At 37.8% G+C, this 17,345-nt stretch carries 16 protein-coding genes; 4 read left to right on the top strand and 12 right to left on the bottom strand.

Translation table 11 applies throughout. The annotated features are described in order from the left end of the window. Window positions 1-25: 25 nt before the first annotated feature. The 6 genes from ACIQZI_RS09865 to ACIQZI_RS09840 form a co-directional block, all read right to left on the bottom strand. Window positions 26-1,054: a serine hydrolase domain-containing protein gene (locus ACIQZI_RS09865; RefSeq protein ID WP_403072550.1), complete on the bottom strand. Its 1,029-nt coding sequence runs from the start codon at window positions 1,052-1,054 to the stop codon at window positions 26-28. Window positions 1,055-1,202: 148 nt separating this feature from the next. Continuing rightward, the gene (locus tag ACIQZI_RS09860; protein ID WP_403072547.1) at window positions 1,203-2,948 is read right to left on the bottom strand and encodes a CocE/NonD family hydrolase; all 1,746 of its coding nucleotides are present in this window, start codon (window positions 2,946-2,948) and stop codon (window positions 1,203-1,205) included. A gap of 101 nt (window positions 2,949-3,049) precedes the next feature. Further along, window positions 3,050-3,733, bottom strand: coding sequence for an ABC transporter permease (locus ACIQZI_RS09855; RefSeq protein WP_403072544.1), 684 nt, complete (start codon window positions 3,731-3,733; stop codon window positions 3,050-3,052). Window positions 3,734-3,750: 17 nt separating this feature from the next. Further along, window positions 3,751-4,665: an osmoprotectant ABC transporter substrate-binding protein gene (locus ACIQZI_RS09850; RefSeq protein WP_403072541.1), complete on the bottom strand. Its 915-nt coding sequence runs from the start codon at window positions 4,663-4,665 to the stop codon at window positions 3,751-3,753. 18 nt (window positions 4,666-4,683) lie between these two features. Next, a complete protein-coding gene (locus ACIQZI_RS09845; RefSeq protein WP_403072538.1) occupies window positions 4,684-5,337 on the bottom strand; it encodes an ABC transporter permease in 654 nt (217 codons plus the stop codon). A gap of 19 nt (window positions 5,338-5,356) precedes the next feature. Beyond that, window positions 5,357-6,490 (bottom strand): betaine/proline/choline family ABC transporter ATP-binding protein, encoded by a 1,134-nt coding sequence (locus ACIQZI_RS09840; RefSeq protein ID WP_403072535.1) that lies wholly within the window; start codon window positions 6,488-6,490, stop codon window positions 5,357-5,359. 292 nt (window positions 6,491-6,782) lie between these two features. On the opposite strand from ACIQZI_RS09840, the gene ACIQZI_RS09835 reads away from it, so the two are divergent. The 4 genes from ACIQZI_RS09835 (at window position 6,783) to ACIQZI_RS09820 (ending at window position 10,091) form a co-directional block, all read left to right on the top strand. After that, window positions 6,783-7,319: a GbsR/MarR family transcriptional regulator gene (locus ACIQZI_RS09835; RefSeq protein ID WP_403072532.1), complete on the top strand. Its 537-nt coding sequence runs from the start codon at window positions 6,783-6,785 to the stop codon at window positions 7,317-7,319. Window positions 7,320-7,738: 419 nt separating this feature from the next. Continuing rightward, on the top strand, window positions 7,739-8,632 hold the full coding sequence (locus ACIQZI_RS09830; protein WP_403072529.1) for a beta-keto acid cleavage family enzyme: 894 nt from the start codon (window positions 7,739-7,741) through the stop codon (window positions 8,630-8,632). 1 nt (window position 8,633) lies between these two features. Continuing rightward, window positions 8,634-9,596 (top strand): L-carnitine dehydrogenase, encoded by a 963-nt coding sequence (locus ACIQZI_RS09825; protein WP_403072526.1) that lies wholly within the window; start codon window positions 8,634-8,636, stop codon window positions 9,594-9,596. 18 nt (window positions 9,597-9,614) lie between these two features. Next, the gene (locus tag ACIQZI_RS09820) at window positions 9,615-10,091 is read left to right on the top strand and encodes a thioesterase family protein (protein WP_062182417.1); all 477 of its coding nucleotides are present in this window, start codon (window positions 9,615-9,617) and stop codon (window positions 10,089-10,091) included. Between the two features lie 413 nt (window positions 10,092-10,504). Here ACIQZI_RS09820 and ACIQZI_RS09815 read toward each other — a convergent pair whose 3' ends face one another. From ACIQZI_RS09815 to ACIQZI_RS09790, 6 genes are all read right to left on the bottom strand, one after another. Then, a complete protein-coding gene (locus tag ACIQZI_RS09815; protein ID WP_403072522.1) occupies window positions 10,505-11,404 on the bottom strand; it encodes a glycerophosphodiester phosphodiesterase in 900 nt (299 codons plus the stop codon). A gap of 530 nt (window positions 11,405-11,934) precedes the next feature. Continuing rightward, entirely contained in the window at window positions 11,935-12,702 is a 768-nt protein-coding gene (locus ACIQZI_RS09810) for a glycerophosphodiester phosphodiesterase (protein WP_403072519.1), read from the bottom strand. A gap of 156 nt (window positions 12,703-12,858) precedes the next feature. Continuing rightward, the gene (locus ACIQZI_RS09805) at window positions 12,859-14,202 is read right to left on the bottom strand and encodes an ABC transporter substrate-binding protein (RefSeq protein WP_403072516.1); all 1,344 of its coding nucleotides are present in this window, start codon (window positions 14,200-14,202) and stop codon (window positions 12,859-12,861) included. A 51-nt stretch (window positions 14,203-14,253) separates the two neighbouring features. After that, window positions 14,254-15,072: a carbohydrate ABC transporter permease gene (locus ACIQZI_RS09800; RefSeq protein WP_403072513.1), complete on the bottom strand. Its 819-nt coding sequence runs from the start codon at window positions 15,070-15,072 to the stop codon at window positions 14,254-14,256. Continuing rightward, entirely contained in the window at window positions 15,069-16,007 is a 939-nt protein-coding gene (locus ACIQZI_RS09795; RefSeq protein WP_403072510.1) for a carbohydrate ABC transporter permease, read from the bottom strand. The genes ACIQZI_RS09800 and ACIQZI_RS09795 overlap by 4 nt, the downstream gene beginning before the upstream one ends. Beyond that, a complete protein-coding gene (locus ACIQZI_RS09790; RefSeq protein WP_062182432.1) occupies window positions 16,004-17,131 on the bottom strand; it encodes an ABC transporter ATP-binding protein in 1,128 nt (375 codons plus the stop codon). The genes ACIQZI_RS09795 and ACIQZI_RS09790 overlap by 4 nt, the downstream gene beginning before the upstream one ends. Window positions 17,132-17,345: the final 214 nt, after the last annotated feature.

Genomic DNA, 17,345 nt, shown 5'->3' with positions numbered 1-17,345 from the left:
CCAAGCTCTGAACACAAAATATCGGTTATCCCTCCATATATTCTTCTATTGCTTTCATTACTTGATAAGAACCTGAACATTTGTTTGAAGGAATTGCAACGATAATCCCAAATTCAGGATATACCGCTGAATGGAAGCTCACACCAGGATCATAGCCCATTACATGATATTTGTAGATGGAATGATTCCGTTTGTTAATCCAAACCCCATACCCGTAATCTACTCCCTCTTTCACATGAATGTGTGAAGTCAAAAGCAAATTCGTATTTGTTTCATTTAATAGCTGAAAATTAAATAATGCTTCCCAAAGCTTAATCATGTCCGGAGCAGTAATATAGGCTCCTCCATCTGCACCACCTTGGATAGGAATTGAGTAGACATTCGTTTTCCATGTCCCATCCTCATGATCGATGTATCCGTAAGATGTGTTTTTAGGAAGCTGATCTAAAGAAAAATAACCAGAATCATTCATTCCACATCGTTTAAAAACATTCTTTACAACATAGTCTGAAAAAGAACAGCCTGTTTGTTGCTCAACAATCAACCCTAGAACTATGAATGCAGCATTATTATAATGAAATTTCTCTCCAGGCTTGAACATCATGTTGCCATTTTGGAAAAGTGGTAGAAAATCTTTTAAACTTTTTAATAGATACATAGGTGTTGCCTTCCAAAGATCTTCAAAGTCAGCCATTATCTCTTCATCAAAATAGTCTGGAATTCCTGAGCTATGTGTTAAGAGATGGTGGATCAATACATTTTCATTAAAATGAGGGAATTCTATATCCAAACAGTCTTTAAGTCGTGTATCAAAAGATAATTGGCCATTTTCAACTAATTGGCAGATCGCAATTGCAGTAAACAACTTACAACCTGAAGCGATGCTAAAGCGTGTATGAATGGTATTCAGCTGTTCATCCACGCGATTGGCAAAACCAGATGCTGACTCCAAAATCACTTCAGTTTCATCCTTAACTATGACAACTCCAGAAAAATCCTCATTGTTCAAGAGCTTTTCAATCGATGTATTAATCTTTAAATCTCTATTCTTCATCTTCTACACCACCATCTAATAATTTGCCTTTAATTATTAAATTTCGCTTGTATATTTTTCTGGTAATAATTCCAACACATTGCACTTCACTATTTTATCTTTATAATGAAAAAAATTGCTAATAAATAGCAATTTTTTTGATATCATTTTAGTTTTCAATGCATGGGATGACCGGTAACAAAATATGAGAGGGGTACTCTTCATTGTGATAAATGGTTTGGTTAGCTGTCTGATACTTTGTGGCTTCCAGCATCGTTGTACCATTGTTAAAATTCACATCGAAGCGTGGAAAGTTACTGGACGAAATCTCCACTCTTATTTGGTGGCCAGGCAGAAACACATTACTGGTTGCCCATAAATCGATCTCATATTGAACGACTTCATCATTTATGGCTTCTTCCTGCTTCTGTCCATTTCGATACGTCGTACGAACAATACCATCTGTTAAATTATAAGCTCTTCCATCGGGCATAACGTCGATTAATTTCGCGGTAAAGTCCGTGTCTTGCGCATCTGTTTTTGCCCAAAGCTTCACTTTGATTGGGCCTGTCACTTCAAGTGCTCGCTCTAAAGGCTCTGATGTATAAACTAATACATCATCTCTTTTTTCAATTTCTCGCTGATCAAGAGGTCCCAACGTGTTAACACCGGAAAACAAGGTTGCTCCCCCATTTGATGGAACTGGATTCGCAGGATCATACACAAATGTATCGACTGGTTCATTTTCCGGCTTTTCAAACCTTAAACGCCCATCACCAAAGCGAGTATTTGCTCCCCCCTCACTATGTAAATAAAAAGGAGTATACTTTGTTCGAGCTAACGGCCATTCATTTTCACTACGCCACTTATTAATCCCCATAACAAACAATTTAATCGGCGCTTCTTCAAACACAGTCGAATTCTTGTCTTTTAACCAATGATCAAACCATCGAATATGTAAATTAGTCAAGTCTTCTTTTTGATCAATCCAATCGCCAGATGCATGAATGCCAAAAGACCTTTCACCTAGTACAGAACTAAATAAACCGTGTCCCCATGGACCAATAATTAATTTTTGATCGGATTCCACCATGTCACTCAACTTCGTATAATTTTGAAGCGTTGCTTGTAAAAAGTTATCATACCAGCCAGCAATATGATAAGCCGGAACTTCGATATTGTGATATTTGTTTGTAATATTCACTCGATCCCATTGATCTTCACTCCATGTATCACCAACAAGATCATAAAAGAAGCCAGCTACTCCTAGCTCTTTGAGTGGAGGCCAATCCTGAATTGGCTTGTAATGATACCATTCTTCTATCCGATTGTCATATTCCGCCATTTTCCCCATCATCTCAGCATACTTTTTCGGATCTTTATACTTTCGACTAATCTGATCTGGTGCAACTGATTGAAGTGCCCATGTTTCTGAAGAACCGACCAAGAACTTCCCACCCTTTTCTACTGTGTTCTCACGCCAGTCATATAACGTCATGGCAGGAGCAATCGCATGCAAATGTGGTGGCCGTTCCGTAGCAGCCAGCAACTGAGTAAAGCCATAATAGGACAAACCAAACATCCCCACTTTTCCATTTGAAAAAGAGAGTTTTGCCGCCCATTCCACCGTGTCATATCCATCTTCCGCTTCATGTAAAAATGGGACAAAATCTCCTTCAGATGCAAAGCGTCCTCTGACATCCTGAACAATGACTACATATCCATTTTGCACCATTCGATTTGTATCGAGATACCGATGTGAATACATAGGCAAAGCTTTATTATAAGGCAGTCGGGTCAGCAGAACCGGAAAAGTTCCTTCCTTATTAGGGCGATAAATGTCTGCATATAGAACCGTACCATCCCGTAACGTACAAGGAACATCTTTCTCTAGTAAAATTTGTACAATAGTCACATGAGTTCCTCCTTTTTCCCTCTCTAAGAGCTTGTTCAAAAAGGCTGGTAAAAAGTTTACAATTTCTTCGTCGCTCATTAATGACCTGCTGTTAAGAAAGGCTATACTGCGAGCTCTTCAACTTGCTTTACGGTACCCTTTCTCTTTTTCATGGGTGATAACTTTCGTTCTATCCAACCCATCACAACATCAGCGATAATGGCCATCAAAGCGGTAGGGATTGCCCCTGCTAAAATAAGCGCTGTCCCATCTGTAGCATTTGTACCTCGTAAAATGATATCACCTAATCCGCCAGCACCAATGAACGTACCAATGGTCGCAATACCTATTGTAATAACTAACGCAGTTCGTAATCCTGCCATAATAACTGACAAAGCAAGCGGTAGCTCAACCATTCGTAACACTTGTAACTTGGTCATCCCCATCGCTTTCCCGGACTCTAGTAAAGCATGATCAACATTTCGAATGCCTGTATACGTGTTTTTTATAATTGGTAAAAGGGAATAGAGAAACAGAGCAAACACAACTGTATTCGTTCCAAGTCCCATTACCAACATAAGCACAGCTAACATGGCCAATGCCGGGATCGTTTGTATAATGTTTGCTAAAGACATGACCCAGATACTTAACTTATGGTATCTGGCAATTAAGATTCCAAGCGGTATTGCAACGATCGCTGCTAAAATCACACCATAAGCAGCCATTAAAAAATGCCGATAAAATTGTTCCCATACATATCCTGTGTTTTGAGAATAATAATATAAAACCTCCTGTATCGTTTCCATTAATAGTCACCCCCTAATTATTCAAAGTAATTGTGTTCTTCCAAAAACTCTTTTGCGATGATTAATGGTTCCTTCATTTTTCCATCAGCAGCATAGTTCAACTCTTGCATTTTTTCTGTATCAATTGTACCTGCTAGTTTTTGAAGGATATCTCTGAGACCTGGGTGTTTGTCTAATACATCATTACTCGCAACAACTGACGTATCATATGGTGGAAAAAAGTACTTATCGTCCTCTAATACTTTTAAATCAAATGCCTTAATACGGCCATCTGTTGTATAAGCAAGCACAACATCCATCTTTCCGTTCGCTGCCGCTTGATAAACTAAACCGATCTGCATCGGATACGTTTTGCCAAATTCAAACCCATACTCTAAGACGAAACCCTCATACCCATCTCCCTTTCGTTTCAACCAGGCATTATCAACGCCTAATTTCAACTCAGAAACAAATGGTTCTAAATCGGATACTGTGTTCAAGTTTTCTTTTTCAGCTAATTCTCTCGTGACAGTAAATGCATAAGAGTTAGCAAACCCATATGAATCAAACCATGTTTGATCAAATCGTTCTTCAAATTCACGTTGCACAATTTCAAGTGCTTCCTGTGGATCGTTTACCGGCTCCATTCCTAACGCACCCGCTAAGTCTGTTCCTGTATAACGTGTCGCAGTAATATCAACATCTCCGCTCATCATCGCTTTATGTTGGACGATCGATGAACCTAAATTATTGACCATTTCAACGTGGACATCCGAGTAATGTTCAATCATAAGGCGAACGATATTCCCCATAATCTGTGATTCTGACGTACCCAATGTCCCGACAGTAACTGTATTCTTAGCCGGTCCACTCAAGCCAGGAAGAGAACAACCACTAATGAAAACAGTCAAAGAGACGAATGCAACTAGTAAACTCTTATTTATTTTTAACACGTTTCATGCTCCCCCTACCTAAACGGCTTCTTTCATTTTTCTAATTCCCTTAGGTGTTACTTTTTCTTCAATACGACCTAAAAGAAGATCAACCAATAAGGCTAAAATAGTAACCGGAACCGCTCCAGCAACAATGAATTCGGCTTGGTATAAGTTAAGACCGCTAAAAATGTAATCACCTAGTCCACCAGCTCCAATATAAGCCGCTAAAGTTGCCCAACCAATTAAATATACAGTGGACAAACGAATACCTGCCATAATAATAGGAATTGCTAGTGGCACTTCGACGTAACGGATACGTTCCCATCCAGTCATACCCATCCCGCGTCCTGCTTCAAGCAAACTACGTTTAACACCATTGACACCTGTATATGTGTTCCTCAAGATAGGTAGGACTGAATAGAAAAATAAAGCGATAATAGCTGGAACTTTACCAACACCTAGAATTGGAATAAAAAAGGCTAAAATTGCAAAACTCGGAAACGTTTGAATAACGCCTAAAATCCCCATCACAAAGCCGGCACCTTTTGGAAATCGAGTTAGCGCAACCCCAAGTGGAACAGCTATAATGATCCCTAATAGTGCCGCAATTAATGATATATATAAATGTTCCCAAGTTTTAAATAACATTTCGCCGCCATAATTAGTAAAAAACTCAATAATACGATCCATCACCTCTCCCTCCTTTCAATTATTGTTCAATCTCTTCTTCGCCCCAAATAGAATCATAGACAATATCAACAAGACTTGCCCTTGTAACAATCCCAACAAGACGTTGTTTTTGATCAATAACAGGAACATATTTCATCCCTTTTTTCAAGATTTTTCGAATTGTATCACGAACCAGTGTATCTTTATCAACTGTTAGTAATTCTGTTACCAGTACATCCCCAACATGTGTCGCTTTTTTACGGGATTGATCAATGATTTCAACATCAATATACCCTTTAAGCATCTGCTCTTCATCAATAACCAGTAAAGAATCTACCCTTTGTTGCTTCATTATTTGAATGGCTTCAGATAATGTTCTGTCCTCTGTCACAGTAACAGGTTTTGAGTTCATGATCTGCCCAACTGTTTGAATATTAGGTCTAGCTTGAACTAACCGTTCCTTCCCAATAAATTCTTCAACAAAATCATTTACCGGATTTCGTAATATTTCATCAGGAGTACCTACCTGTACCAATTGACCATCTCGCAATATCACAAGCTGATCAGCCAATTTAAGGGCTTCGTCCATATCATGCGTAACGAACACAATTGTTTTCCCTAGTTTTTGTTGCAATTTTTTGAACTCTTCTTGTAAAGCATCTCTGGTAATAGGATCTAACGCACCAAATGGCTCATCCATTAAAATAAGGGACTGATCAGCTGCCAATGCTCGTAGCACACCAATACGTTGTTGTTGCCCACCACTTAGTTCATGTGGAAAGCGGTCTAAGTATTCTGGTGTCATATCAACAAGTTCTAACAACTCTCTTGCACGTGTACGACGTTTTTCTTCCGGCCATTTCAACAATTTTGGAACGAGTGAAATATTTTCTTGAATCGTCATATGAGGGAATAGTCCAATTTGTTGAATTACATACCCAATTTCGCGTCTAAGTTGTACTGGATCTTTTTCTAAAATGTTTTCTCCATTAATATAAATGCTTCCTTCAGAAGGTTCGATTAAGCGGTTAATCATTTTCATTGTTGTCGTTTTACCACAGCCACTTGGTCCGATAAAAACAATAAATTCTCCTTTTTTAAACTCTAAGGATAAGTCGTTAACTGCCTTTTTTCCTCCCTTATACATTTTCGAAACGTGGTCAAATTTCAGCAATTGTAAGACACCTCCATTATTTTCCTTACATCAATCGATTTAATGTAAGGACTTAACCGTGAAAAATTTTTAGTGACCTCTTAAGTGTAAAGTAAAGTTTGTAAATTAAAAAGTTTACAAATTGTACAAATTGTACGAAATTTACGTAAACTTTTCATTGCACAAAGTTTAAGCATGACATTCCTTATAAATGCTCGACAATCTGTTCATTTCCTTCCAAATACTAATTTTCCAGTTTTATTCAAATGTGATACAGTGACATATGCAGCTGGCAATTGGAAGGATGATCATTGTGGATGAAAAACAATTTAGTAAAATTAAACAAGTAGAAGATCATTTTGTTGAAAAAATTGCGGATAATATGCACACATTCGGGGTCTCAACAACAGTTGGCCGAGTGCTTGGTATTATCTATATGAATAGAAAAGCGATGACCCTTGATGAATTATCAGAAGCAACAGGCATGAGTAAAACGCGCATGAGCCAAGTGGTTCGTGAAATGCTAGATCTCAATATTGCTGAAAAAGTCTTTGAAAAAGGCGTCCGTAAAGACCTTTATAATGTTGAGCAAGACTATTACCAGACCTTTGTTTCGTTATTCACTTCCAACTGGCAAAAAACCATCAAAAAAAATAAACTGTTCGAGAAAAAATTATCAACCGAATTAAAGGCCATGCTCGAGAATGAAACTTTAACAGAAGAAATAGAACAAAAAGTCAATGACTTACTCAAAGAAACAAAGGAATGGTTGGATTATTACCACTGGTTAACACGCTTAGTCGATTTCTTTGATAGCGGGGAAATTTTCAAGCATGTTCCAAAATCATAATTCATTTCTAAAATGGAAGATAAATTAAATATACCTGTGATCTGAACCTAATTAGGGGTGGAATAATAGCAAACTAAAACACGTTGCCCATGCCGCCTTAATCTTATTACGAACTATTTTGAATTTAGTAATAAGGTAAGCGGGTTCCGGTCCTTTATTTAAAAAGAAAATGGTGAAACACTGTCCATTTTCTTTTTTTTGTACAAGTGCGTGTTCAAAAAGGAAGATAAAAGAGCAAAGAAGTTCTGTTAGCGATAGTCTGCGCGTATACAATAATACGTGAGGGCTGGACTTGCTTGCACAGGACGTGCGCGATTTTAACAGAAGGTCATTCATGAGCATTCACAAGCTTCTTTACCGGACTTTTTGAACAACCTCTACAAGTGAATATTTTTAAAAAGAAGAACAGGAGGATCGATATGAGTAAAAAAGTAATCGTAACATCCGCAGTAACTGGTGCAGGCGATACAACAAAAAAGAGCCATCATGTTCCAATCACACCTAAGGAAATTGCAAATGCTGCGATTGAATCAGCAAAAGCTGGAGCGACAATCGCCCATATCCATGTCCGCGATCCAAAAACCGGTGCTCTAAGTCATGATCCGCAACTTTTTCGTGAAGTGGTGGAACGAGTCCGTGAATCCGACACTGATGTCATTCTTAACCTTACAGCAGGTGGTGGTGGTGACTGGATTCCTAGCCAAGAAGACCCAGCAGTCGGTGGGCCAGGAACTGACATCCAAACACCTGAGGAACGTCATGAACCTGTCGGTACATTATTACCAGAGATTTGTACACTTGATTGTGGCAGCCTTAACTTTGGCAATCAACTTTATATAAGCCCAACTAACTGGCTTCGCAAACAAGCTCGTCTCATTCAACAATGTGGTGTTAAGCCAGAATTGGAATGCTTTGATACTGGGCATCTTCGCTTTGCTAAACAATTAGTGGATGAAGGTCTTATTGACGGGGATCCTATGTTTCAATTTTGCCTAGGTATTCCTTGGGGAGCTGATGCGGATGCGGAAACAATGCTATACATGCGAGATAAGCTTCCCCAAAATGCTCACTGGTCTGCATTTGGGATCGGACGCCATCAAATGCCAATAGCGATTCAATCAATGCTGCTTGGTGGAAATGTCCGCGTAGGTCTCGAAGACAACCTTTACCTTGATAAAGGGGTATTTGCAACAAATGGCCAGTTAGTAGAAAAAGTTATCACAATCATGGATGGTCTTGGTACCAAGCCGATGACACCTCAAGAAGCAAGAATACACCTCAAATTAAATAATCCTCACGGAAAGGCTGAATAGTATGGATTCAAATTTGATCAAACAAGTAACCGTTGTTGGTACAGGAGTTATCGGGAATGGCTGGATTACTCGTTTTCTTGCTCAAGGCTATGATGTAATCGCAACAGATCCAGCAGAAACTGCTGAGGCACGCATGCGAACAGCAATCGATAAAGCATGGCCAGCTCTTGAAAAAAAAGGGTTAGCTGCCGGAGCTTCAAAAGATCGACTTATATTTGAACCTAATCTTACAAAAGCCATCGCGAACGCAGATCTCATTCAAGAAAACGCACCAGAACGCGAAGCATTAAAACAAACACTATTAGCAATGATCGATCAACATGCAAAACCCGATGCGATCATTGCATCAAGTACATCTGGCATTATGCCTACCACATTACAGGAAAAATGCGAAAAACCAGAACGTGTCATTGTTGCTCATCCGTTCAACCCAGTGTATTTAGTGCCACTTGTAGAAATTGTTGGTGGGAAAAATACTTCCTCTGACGTTATAAAACGGGCAGAACATTTCTATGAATCAATCGGGATGAAACCGCTTGTTATATCTAACGAAATCGAAGGGCATATTGCGGATCGTCTTATGGAAGCAATTTGGCGCGAAGCATTACATCTTGTAAATGACGGCATCGCTACAACAGAAGAAATAGATGCGGCAATTGTTTATGGTCCTGGGTTACGCTGGGCATTAATGGGACCTTTCTTAACCCTGCACCTCGCTGGCGGTGAACAAGGGATGAAGCATATGCTCGAACAATTTGGACCTGCATTAAAACTTCCTTGGACCAAACTCGTTGCACCTGAACTAACGGAGGGGCTAACGAATAAAGTTGTGGCTGGCTGTGAACAGCAAACAGCTGGACATCCAATATCTCAACTTGAACAGCGTCGTGATGATTTTCTGATCGAACTCCTTCAACTTCTAGAAAAATATTGGCCAGGAGCAAACTTAAGCGGGAAAGTATAAAGGGAGGAAGGGTGCGAAATGTCTCAAACCGTAAAACCGTTGCTAGAAGACATCGTTCGAAAGGATTGGATCGACTATAACGGACATATGACTGATGCTGCTTATGCAATCGTATTTAGCATGGCCGTTGATCGTCTAATGATCGTGTTAGGGATCAATGCTGACTTTCGTAATCAATATCATTATTCGATCTATACATTAGAAACACATCTCCTGTTTATAAAAGAGGCACATGAAGGTCAAGGCCTTCGTGTCACAATCCATCTGTTAGACCACGACGCCAAACGACTACATGTATTTTTCGTCATGGAAAATGACCAGGGTGATCGCTTAGCAACAAGTGAACAAATGTTGATGGGAATGGACATGACCGAAGGACGCCCTGCTCCGTTTCCAGCATCTATCAAAACACGGGTTGAAAATATGGCAAACGATTATCAGTCCCACCCCATGCCTAATGAGGCTGGTCGGAAGATTGGAATCCGTAAGAATTAATTAAAACATTCCCTCCTGATGTCTCTCAGGGATCTTTGTTACGGGCTATTCATAAGCGCAACTCGGAGAAATAGTGCAAAAATCCAATCAGTGGGGGGCTTCATCCCCCACCTACGCTTCATTAAGATTCAGGTTCTATAAGTAATATCCTTCCTCTTGTGCAAGAAAACAGGACTATATACAACTGCCCCATTAAGGAATTGGTAATCCATACATATCGACCTTCTCATATCCCTAAAAAGTCCTTTTCTCCGCTTTAATAAAGGCTCTTTTTGACGAGTTTCTTCTATTTTTAGAGTCGATCATCAGCACCCGTGATAAATAGATTCCGTCCACTCAACAGTTCCCTTCAACTTTTCAAAACAAATCTTACCCAAGGGCTTTTTATATGGCTTTTACTATGTTGTCCACTATTACTCATAATTTGTCGGGGCTGGAACTTCTTTGCTTACCTGAACTAGCCGGTCAGCCATATCCGTAAACGCACCTGTAATGCCATACCCGATTAACTTTTTCATATCTTCTTGGTTATCAATTGTGTACGGATGGATCCACAAGCCAGCCTTTCTTATCGTATGAATGTAGTTTTTATCAATCTTTCGATAGTTCGGTCCAACCCCACTTGCATACTCTTTCCATCTCTTGATTTGACTATTTGAGACTTTGGCTCTCCCTTGGTATTTTATCAATTGAATGAGCGGAATATCTGGATTACTTGCATGAATCCTGCGAAGGCTTTTTTCGCTAAATGATTGAATGATTACTCTTCCTTTTATAGCATCTGAACCTATTAATCCATTTTCATTTAATATTTTGAGTAATTCTTTTTCCATACCTGGATATTTGTCTGGATTCTTCGTTTCGATATAATAATTGGCTGTTTCTCCAAACGTATCAATAATTTCGTCTAATGAAGGAACCTTCAAATTCTCGTAAACTGAATCGGCAAACTTCTTATGTTCTATGTTAAACCATGACCCCGCATCAAGCTCTTGAAGTTCTGCGAGTGTATAAGTAGATACTTTTCCTTTACCGTTGGTAGTCCGATCAACCAAGTCATCATGCATTGCAACTAACTTTCCATCTTTCGTCATCTGCAAATCGATTTCCAAATAATCCGCACCTAGTTTTAAAGCAAGTTCATAAGAAGGAATTGTATGCTCGGGAGCATATCCTGAAGCACCGCGGTGTCCGATCACAATAAACGAATTCATGTCAACTTCTGCTCGGTTCTGTATCCATTGACTATCTATTGTGACATACACTCCGAAAATGAAAAATAAACAGATAATAGTAGGCAATATTTTTTTCATCTCGGTTATCTCCTTCATAAAATGATTTACAACACCCTAAAATTGGAGGTTTTCAACTTCCAGTTATTTATACAATAGAATCTGATAAAAAGCTAGAAAGGCAAGTTACAGGTATTTTGTAACCAGCACAAAAAATTTTAATCAATCTTTTCTATCTTTCACCTATATACCTTCGTAATAAACACACTTGTTCAATATTGTTTATTACACTAGTTTTATGATTCGTTCATTCAAAGGAGATGGGGTAGTTGAAGTAAATGAAACTTCCAAGTATTTCAAAACCCAAGAATAGGTAGTACGTTTGAACTCCGTGACATTAAAAATAAAAGCAGATGGAAAAGCGGAGATCTATTACAAGATCCCCCTTACTCCATCTGCTCATTATTTAGCTTGTTTTATCAACGCAGCACTCCACATGCATTCGTGATTACTCGAATTGAATCGTTCCTCAAATAATTATATAGATATTTAACAGCGTATTTCTTTCGGGTGGTGCTAGTCATCAGGTATCTTAAAACAAAAATCTGAAATCAAAATTTTACTGAGTGAGCATTTCTTAAGAAAAGAGCTTCCTTTGGAAAATCTGTCATAATGGTATCTATATTATTCATGTTTACTAGTTGTTCCATTTCTTTTGGATCATTTACTGTCCACGCTCTGATCTTAAAATCATCTGCACTGATACCATAATTCCCTTTGTTTAATAGTAAATCTTTATGAAGATGTAATCCTTCTAATGCTAAACTTTGAATATATTCAGAAGGACGGCTGAGTTCATAAACTAATAACCATGCAATTCTTGTATTTGGCTCAAGTTTTTTCAATTTTAGTATAGTTGGTAAATGAAATGAAGAATAAATTACTTTATCAGCGTAATCAAATTGATGAACAATCGCTAAAACCTTTTCCTCAATCCCATCGTAAGGAAACATATCTGTTTTCAATTCTATATTTAATTCAATTTGATAAGGTGTAATCATTTCTAAGACTTCTTCTAGGGTTGGTATACGTTCTTTAGACCAAACATGTTTATCAAATAAGGCTAAATTAGAGAATTTTACTCCTGCACTAAACTGTTTTAATTCTTGTAGAGTATAGTCCTTCACATAACCTGTACCATCTGTCGTTCTATCGATCGTTTCATCATGAATCACTACTAATTCTCCGTCTTTTGTCAATTGTACATCGAGTTCAATACCATCTACCCCCCACTCACATGCCTGAAGGAATCCCAATAGAGTGTTTTCTGGCATAGTGCCCATACTTCCACGGTGGCCAAATATTTTAGTTTGAATCATGATTAACACAATCCTTCCTTTTCTAATTTTCCCCAATAAAATTGATTAAACTTACCAAATGAGGCCGCCCCTTGTACTTAGGGATAATGAAATAGAGAACAAAGCATTTTTTCGCTTTATTCTCTTTCTTTTTGCTTTATCAACGATCATTAAAAATTACTTTCCTCTTGCTGCATTAGATTGTTCAATCGCTGCATTCACCTGTTCAACCGCACTATTGAATGCTTCATCTACATCTCCACCGTTATAAACTGTTTCAAGTGCGGTTTCGATAATTTTACGTTCTGCCGGAATCATATCCATTAATGCACCTTGTGTCGCAAAAGACGGTTTTGTCGCTTGAAGCTGTTGTACAGAAACTTGTAATTGTGGCATTTCTTTGTATGCATCTTTAACAACTTGCTCATCATAAGCAGCTGGATTAATGGCAAAGTAGCCTGTTCCTACATGCCATTTAGCCTGTACTGCTGGTGTTTGTAAATATTTCATAAATTCCCAAGCTGCATTTTGTTCTGCTTCTTCTTTGCCGCTTGACATCCATAAACTTGCACCGCCAATTGCAACACCTTGACGTTCTTCAGCTTCAGGGTGAGGTAAGAAAGCTACGCCCACTTCAAAAGGAGCATTGTCAATCACGTCTCTTGAAGAAGCTGATGATTGTAAGAACATCGCTACATCGCCTGCTAAGAAACCAGAAAGCATATTATCAGAGTTTGTTCCATAGTTTGCAAAAGTTCCAGCATCCGTCATTCTTTTTGCCCATTCAAAGATTGATTTCCCTTTTTCATTATCAAATTCGACTGCTGTAGGTGTATCTGTGCGACCATTGTCGTTATTTAACAGTAATCCACCTTGATTAGCTAATAACTCTTCAAATAACCAACCATATGCTTGTAAAGCGAATCCTTTCATTTGGTCATTACTTTTAACAATTTTCTTACCTGCTTCTTCTACTTCTTCAAACGTTTCTGGAGCTTTTTCAGGATCTAATCCAGCTTTTTTAAATGCATCTTTATTGTAGTACATGACAGGTGTTGAGGAGTTAAAAGGCATGGAATAGAATTTGTCATCTACTTTGTAATAGTTAATAATATTTTCTTCGAGACCACTCATATCATAATTTTCAGCATCAATAAATTTTTGAATAGCTTCAATATTCCCACTATTAATCATAGACATTGAACCAATTTCTTGTACTTGAATCATGGTCGGAGCATCTTTCGTTCCACCAACACTATGAAACTTCGGAAGTGACTCTTCATACGTTCCTTGGAATTCTGCATTTACTTGAACCTTATCTTGGGAATTATTATATTCCTCTACAATACTATTTAATGTTTCTTGAGGCACGCCACTCATGGAATGCCAGAATGTAACAACTTGTTTGTCATCTTTTTCAGATGTAGATCCTTTCTCAGTACTTGATGTTTGATTTGAACCACAACCAGCTAGAATCACTAATAGACTTGCCATAATTAAAGCGAAAAACTTTTTTATCATTGTAATAGTCTCCTTTAGTTTTTTTCTATTTGATAATCATTGAACCCATCGTTATTTAAGTGCACCTTCAGCTAACCCTTTTTGGAGTCTCTTTTGCCCTACGAATAATAAAATCAGCGTAGGAATGGCCACAACCATGGCACCAGCCATTACAACTCCCCATTGATTGACTGTTTCTTGTGATTGCAATTGCTTTAAGCCAATTTGAACGGTTCGTACATGATCATTTGTTGTGGATAAAAGCGGCCATAAGTACATATTCCAAGCCGTTAAGAAGCCATAAAGTGCTAATGTAACTAGACTTGTTTTTGCAACGGGTAATACGACTGTTAAATAAAATTTAAAATGGCCCATCCCAGCAATTTCACTTGCTTCTTTAAGTTCTTTAGGAATTTGTTTAAATGTTTGTCTTAATAAAAAAGTACCAAATGCGGTAGCCAAGAAAGGCAAGGCCAACCCTGGATATGTATCTAATAAATTCATCCCTTTAATCGTTTGAAAATTCGGGATAATCGACGCTTCAAATGGGATCATCATGGTTGCAATAAACAAAAAGAATAAAGCATCCCTCCCTTTAAATTTCAGAAAAACAAATGCGTAAGCCGCTAAACTAGACAAGACTAACTGACCGATCATAATTAGCAGAGAAGTAATTAAACTGTTGAATAGAAATTTCAGCAATGGTAAACGTTCGAATGCCTTCACGTAATTATCAAGTGTCCAAACAGAAGGGATTATTTTACCTAACATCGCATCCTGACTATTCATAAAGCTCATCAAGAAAGCAAAGATGATCGGGACAAATACTAGGAATGCCGATACTGTGAGTAATGTATATAAGACGATTTTTTTAGAAAGAGGCATCCTCATTGATAATGGACCTTCCTTTCGCCAAGCTTGAACTGGATCACTGTCATGATGAGTATAATAACGAACAAGACGACAGCTTGTGCACTTGCTGTACCATACTGATAATTCACAAACGCTTCACGATAAATCGAGTAAACGATAAGATTTGTTTCATTACTTGGTCCACCTTTTGTTAACATATCGATTTGGCCAAAGGTTTGAAAGGCATTAATGATTGAAACAGTGACCACAAAGAATAAGGTAGGAGAAAGCATCGGGATTGTAATCCGTCGCAATTTGTAGAAAAATCCCGCACCATCTATATTTGCACTTTCATATAGATGAGAGTCAATGGATTGCAAACCACCAAGAATAATTAAAAATGTGAATCCAATATTCATCCAAACTGTTGATAATGAAACAGAAGCAAGGGCCCATTCTGGATTCGTTAACCAACCGATTTTATCAAAACCGAATGTCACTAATATTTTGTTAAAAAATCCAATACTCGGGTGAAATAAAAATAGCCAAAAAACAGAAGCTGCCGCTACAGATACCCCCATTGTGGATGAAAATATCATTCGGAAAAAGCCGATCCCTTTTATCTTTTCATTTGCAATAACTGCCAAAAACAAGCTTACAATAATCGTTCCCGGCACTGTAAATAAAACAAATAAAAATGTTGATGTTAAACTTTTCATAAATATTGGAGATGTGAAGATATCGATATAATTTTGCATTCCAACAAAAACTGTTGTTATACCTGCTTGATTTGTTAAAAAGAAACTTAAATATACCGTGCGGATCATTGGATAAAATATAAAAATACTAAATAAAAGTAATGAGGGTAATAAGAATAAAAGGCCTTTCAAGAAAACTTTTTTACGCTGTTGTTTTTTTAACTCCTCGAAATGAACTTGATTATACTCAAACGGCATAGCAGATTCTGTATTCATTGTGCGATGACCTCTTGCTCTTGATTTTGTTCTTGATATGCGGGTTGTATTAATTGACCATTTTCTGCATCAAAGAAACAAAAATTTCGAACTGAAATGTTAACTGGAACCTTATCACCCGGATTAATCGCCCATTGGCCCGGCCATTTGGCATTCCATAGATGGCCTCCTAATTCTTCAAAAACAATAATCGTTTCATTTCCTAACTGCTCCACACCAACAACTTCTAAATAATTAGTTGCATCTTGTTCAGTTGCTGGATAAATATGTTCTGCTCTAATGCCAATCATTGTCTTTTTGTCTGCTGGTATATGTATTAAATCTGACGGACTTAAATTAAACGTAAGCTTGTCCTCCACTTTAATTTGACGATTCTCAACGAATAACTCAGCTTTTCCCATATTCATCTTTGGGGAGCCAATAAAAGAGGCTACAAATGTATTGGCTGGTTCGTTATATAAAGTAATCGGTTTTCCAACCTGTTGTACTTTCCCATCATTCAAAACCATAATCCTGTCACCCATTGTCATTGCTTCGACTTGATCATGGGTGACATAGATCATTGTGAGACCCAACTTTCTTTGCAATCTACGAATTTCAACGCGCATATGCGCCCGCAATTTGGCATCTAAATTTGATAGTGGTTCATCCATTAAGCAAAGTGGTGCTTCACTTACAACTGACCTAGCTAATGCCACTCTCTGCCTTTGGCCACCAGATAGTTCCTTAGGTTTTCTTTTCAATAATTCACTTAAACCGATCATTTCTGCCGTTTCCATGAGTCTTCTTTTTTGTTCTTTTTTATTAACCTTCTTAACATCTAAACCAAAAAGTATATTTTGCTCTACTGTTAAATGTGGGTAAAGTGCATAATTTTGAAAAACCATAGATAAATTTCTATTTTTAGGTGGTAGATGATTTGCTACTTCATCATTTAGCTTCAGTACGCCTCCGGTTATTTCTTCTAACCCTGCAACCATTCTTAATAATGTGCTTTTTCCACATCCAGAGGGACCGACTAAAACAAAGAACTCCCCCTTGTTAATCGAAAGATTAATTTCATCTAATACATTTGTATGTTTATCATACGACTTTGATATATCCATCAATTCTACGTGCTTCATTTTTCAACCTCCATCTTTCGTCAGACCCATTTAAACATATTTTCATACTAAAATAATGGGGTTTACCAATTCATTACATAAAAGTTAAACCTTTTAAATTGTAAGCGATTTATGTAAATTAATTTACAATCTCTTAACACAAAAGACGCTTAGACAATCTGTCTAAGCGTCTTTTACAAATGCAAGCAGCGTTGAAACCTTATCTCAATATGAT

The sequence above is a fragment of the Peribacillus sp. NPDC096379 genome (genome assembly GCF_044762875.1).
Taxonomy (GTDB): Bacteria; Bacillota; Bacilli; order Bacillales; family DSM-1321; genus Peribacillus.
The sequence above is the reverse complement of the archived record's forward strand: the minus strand, read 5'-3'. Positions and strand labels throughout refer to the sequence as shown.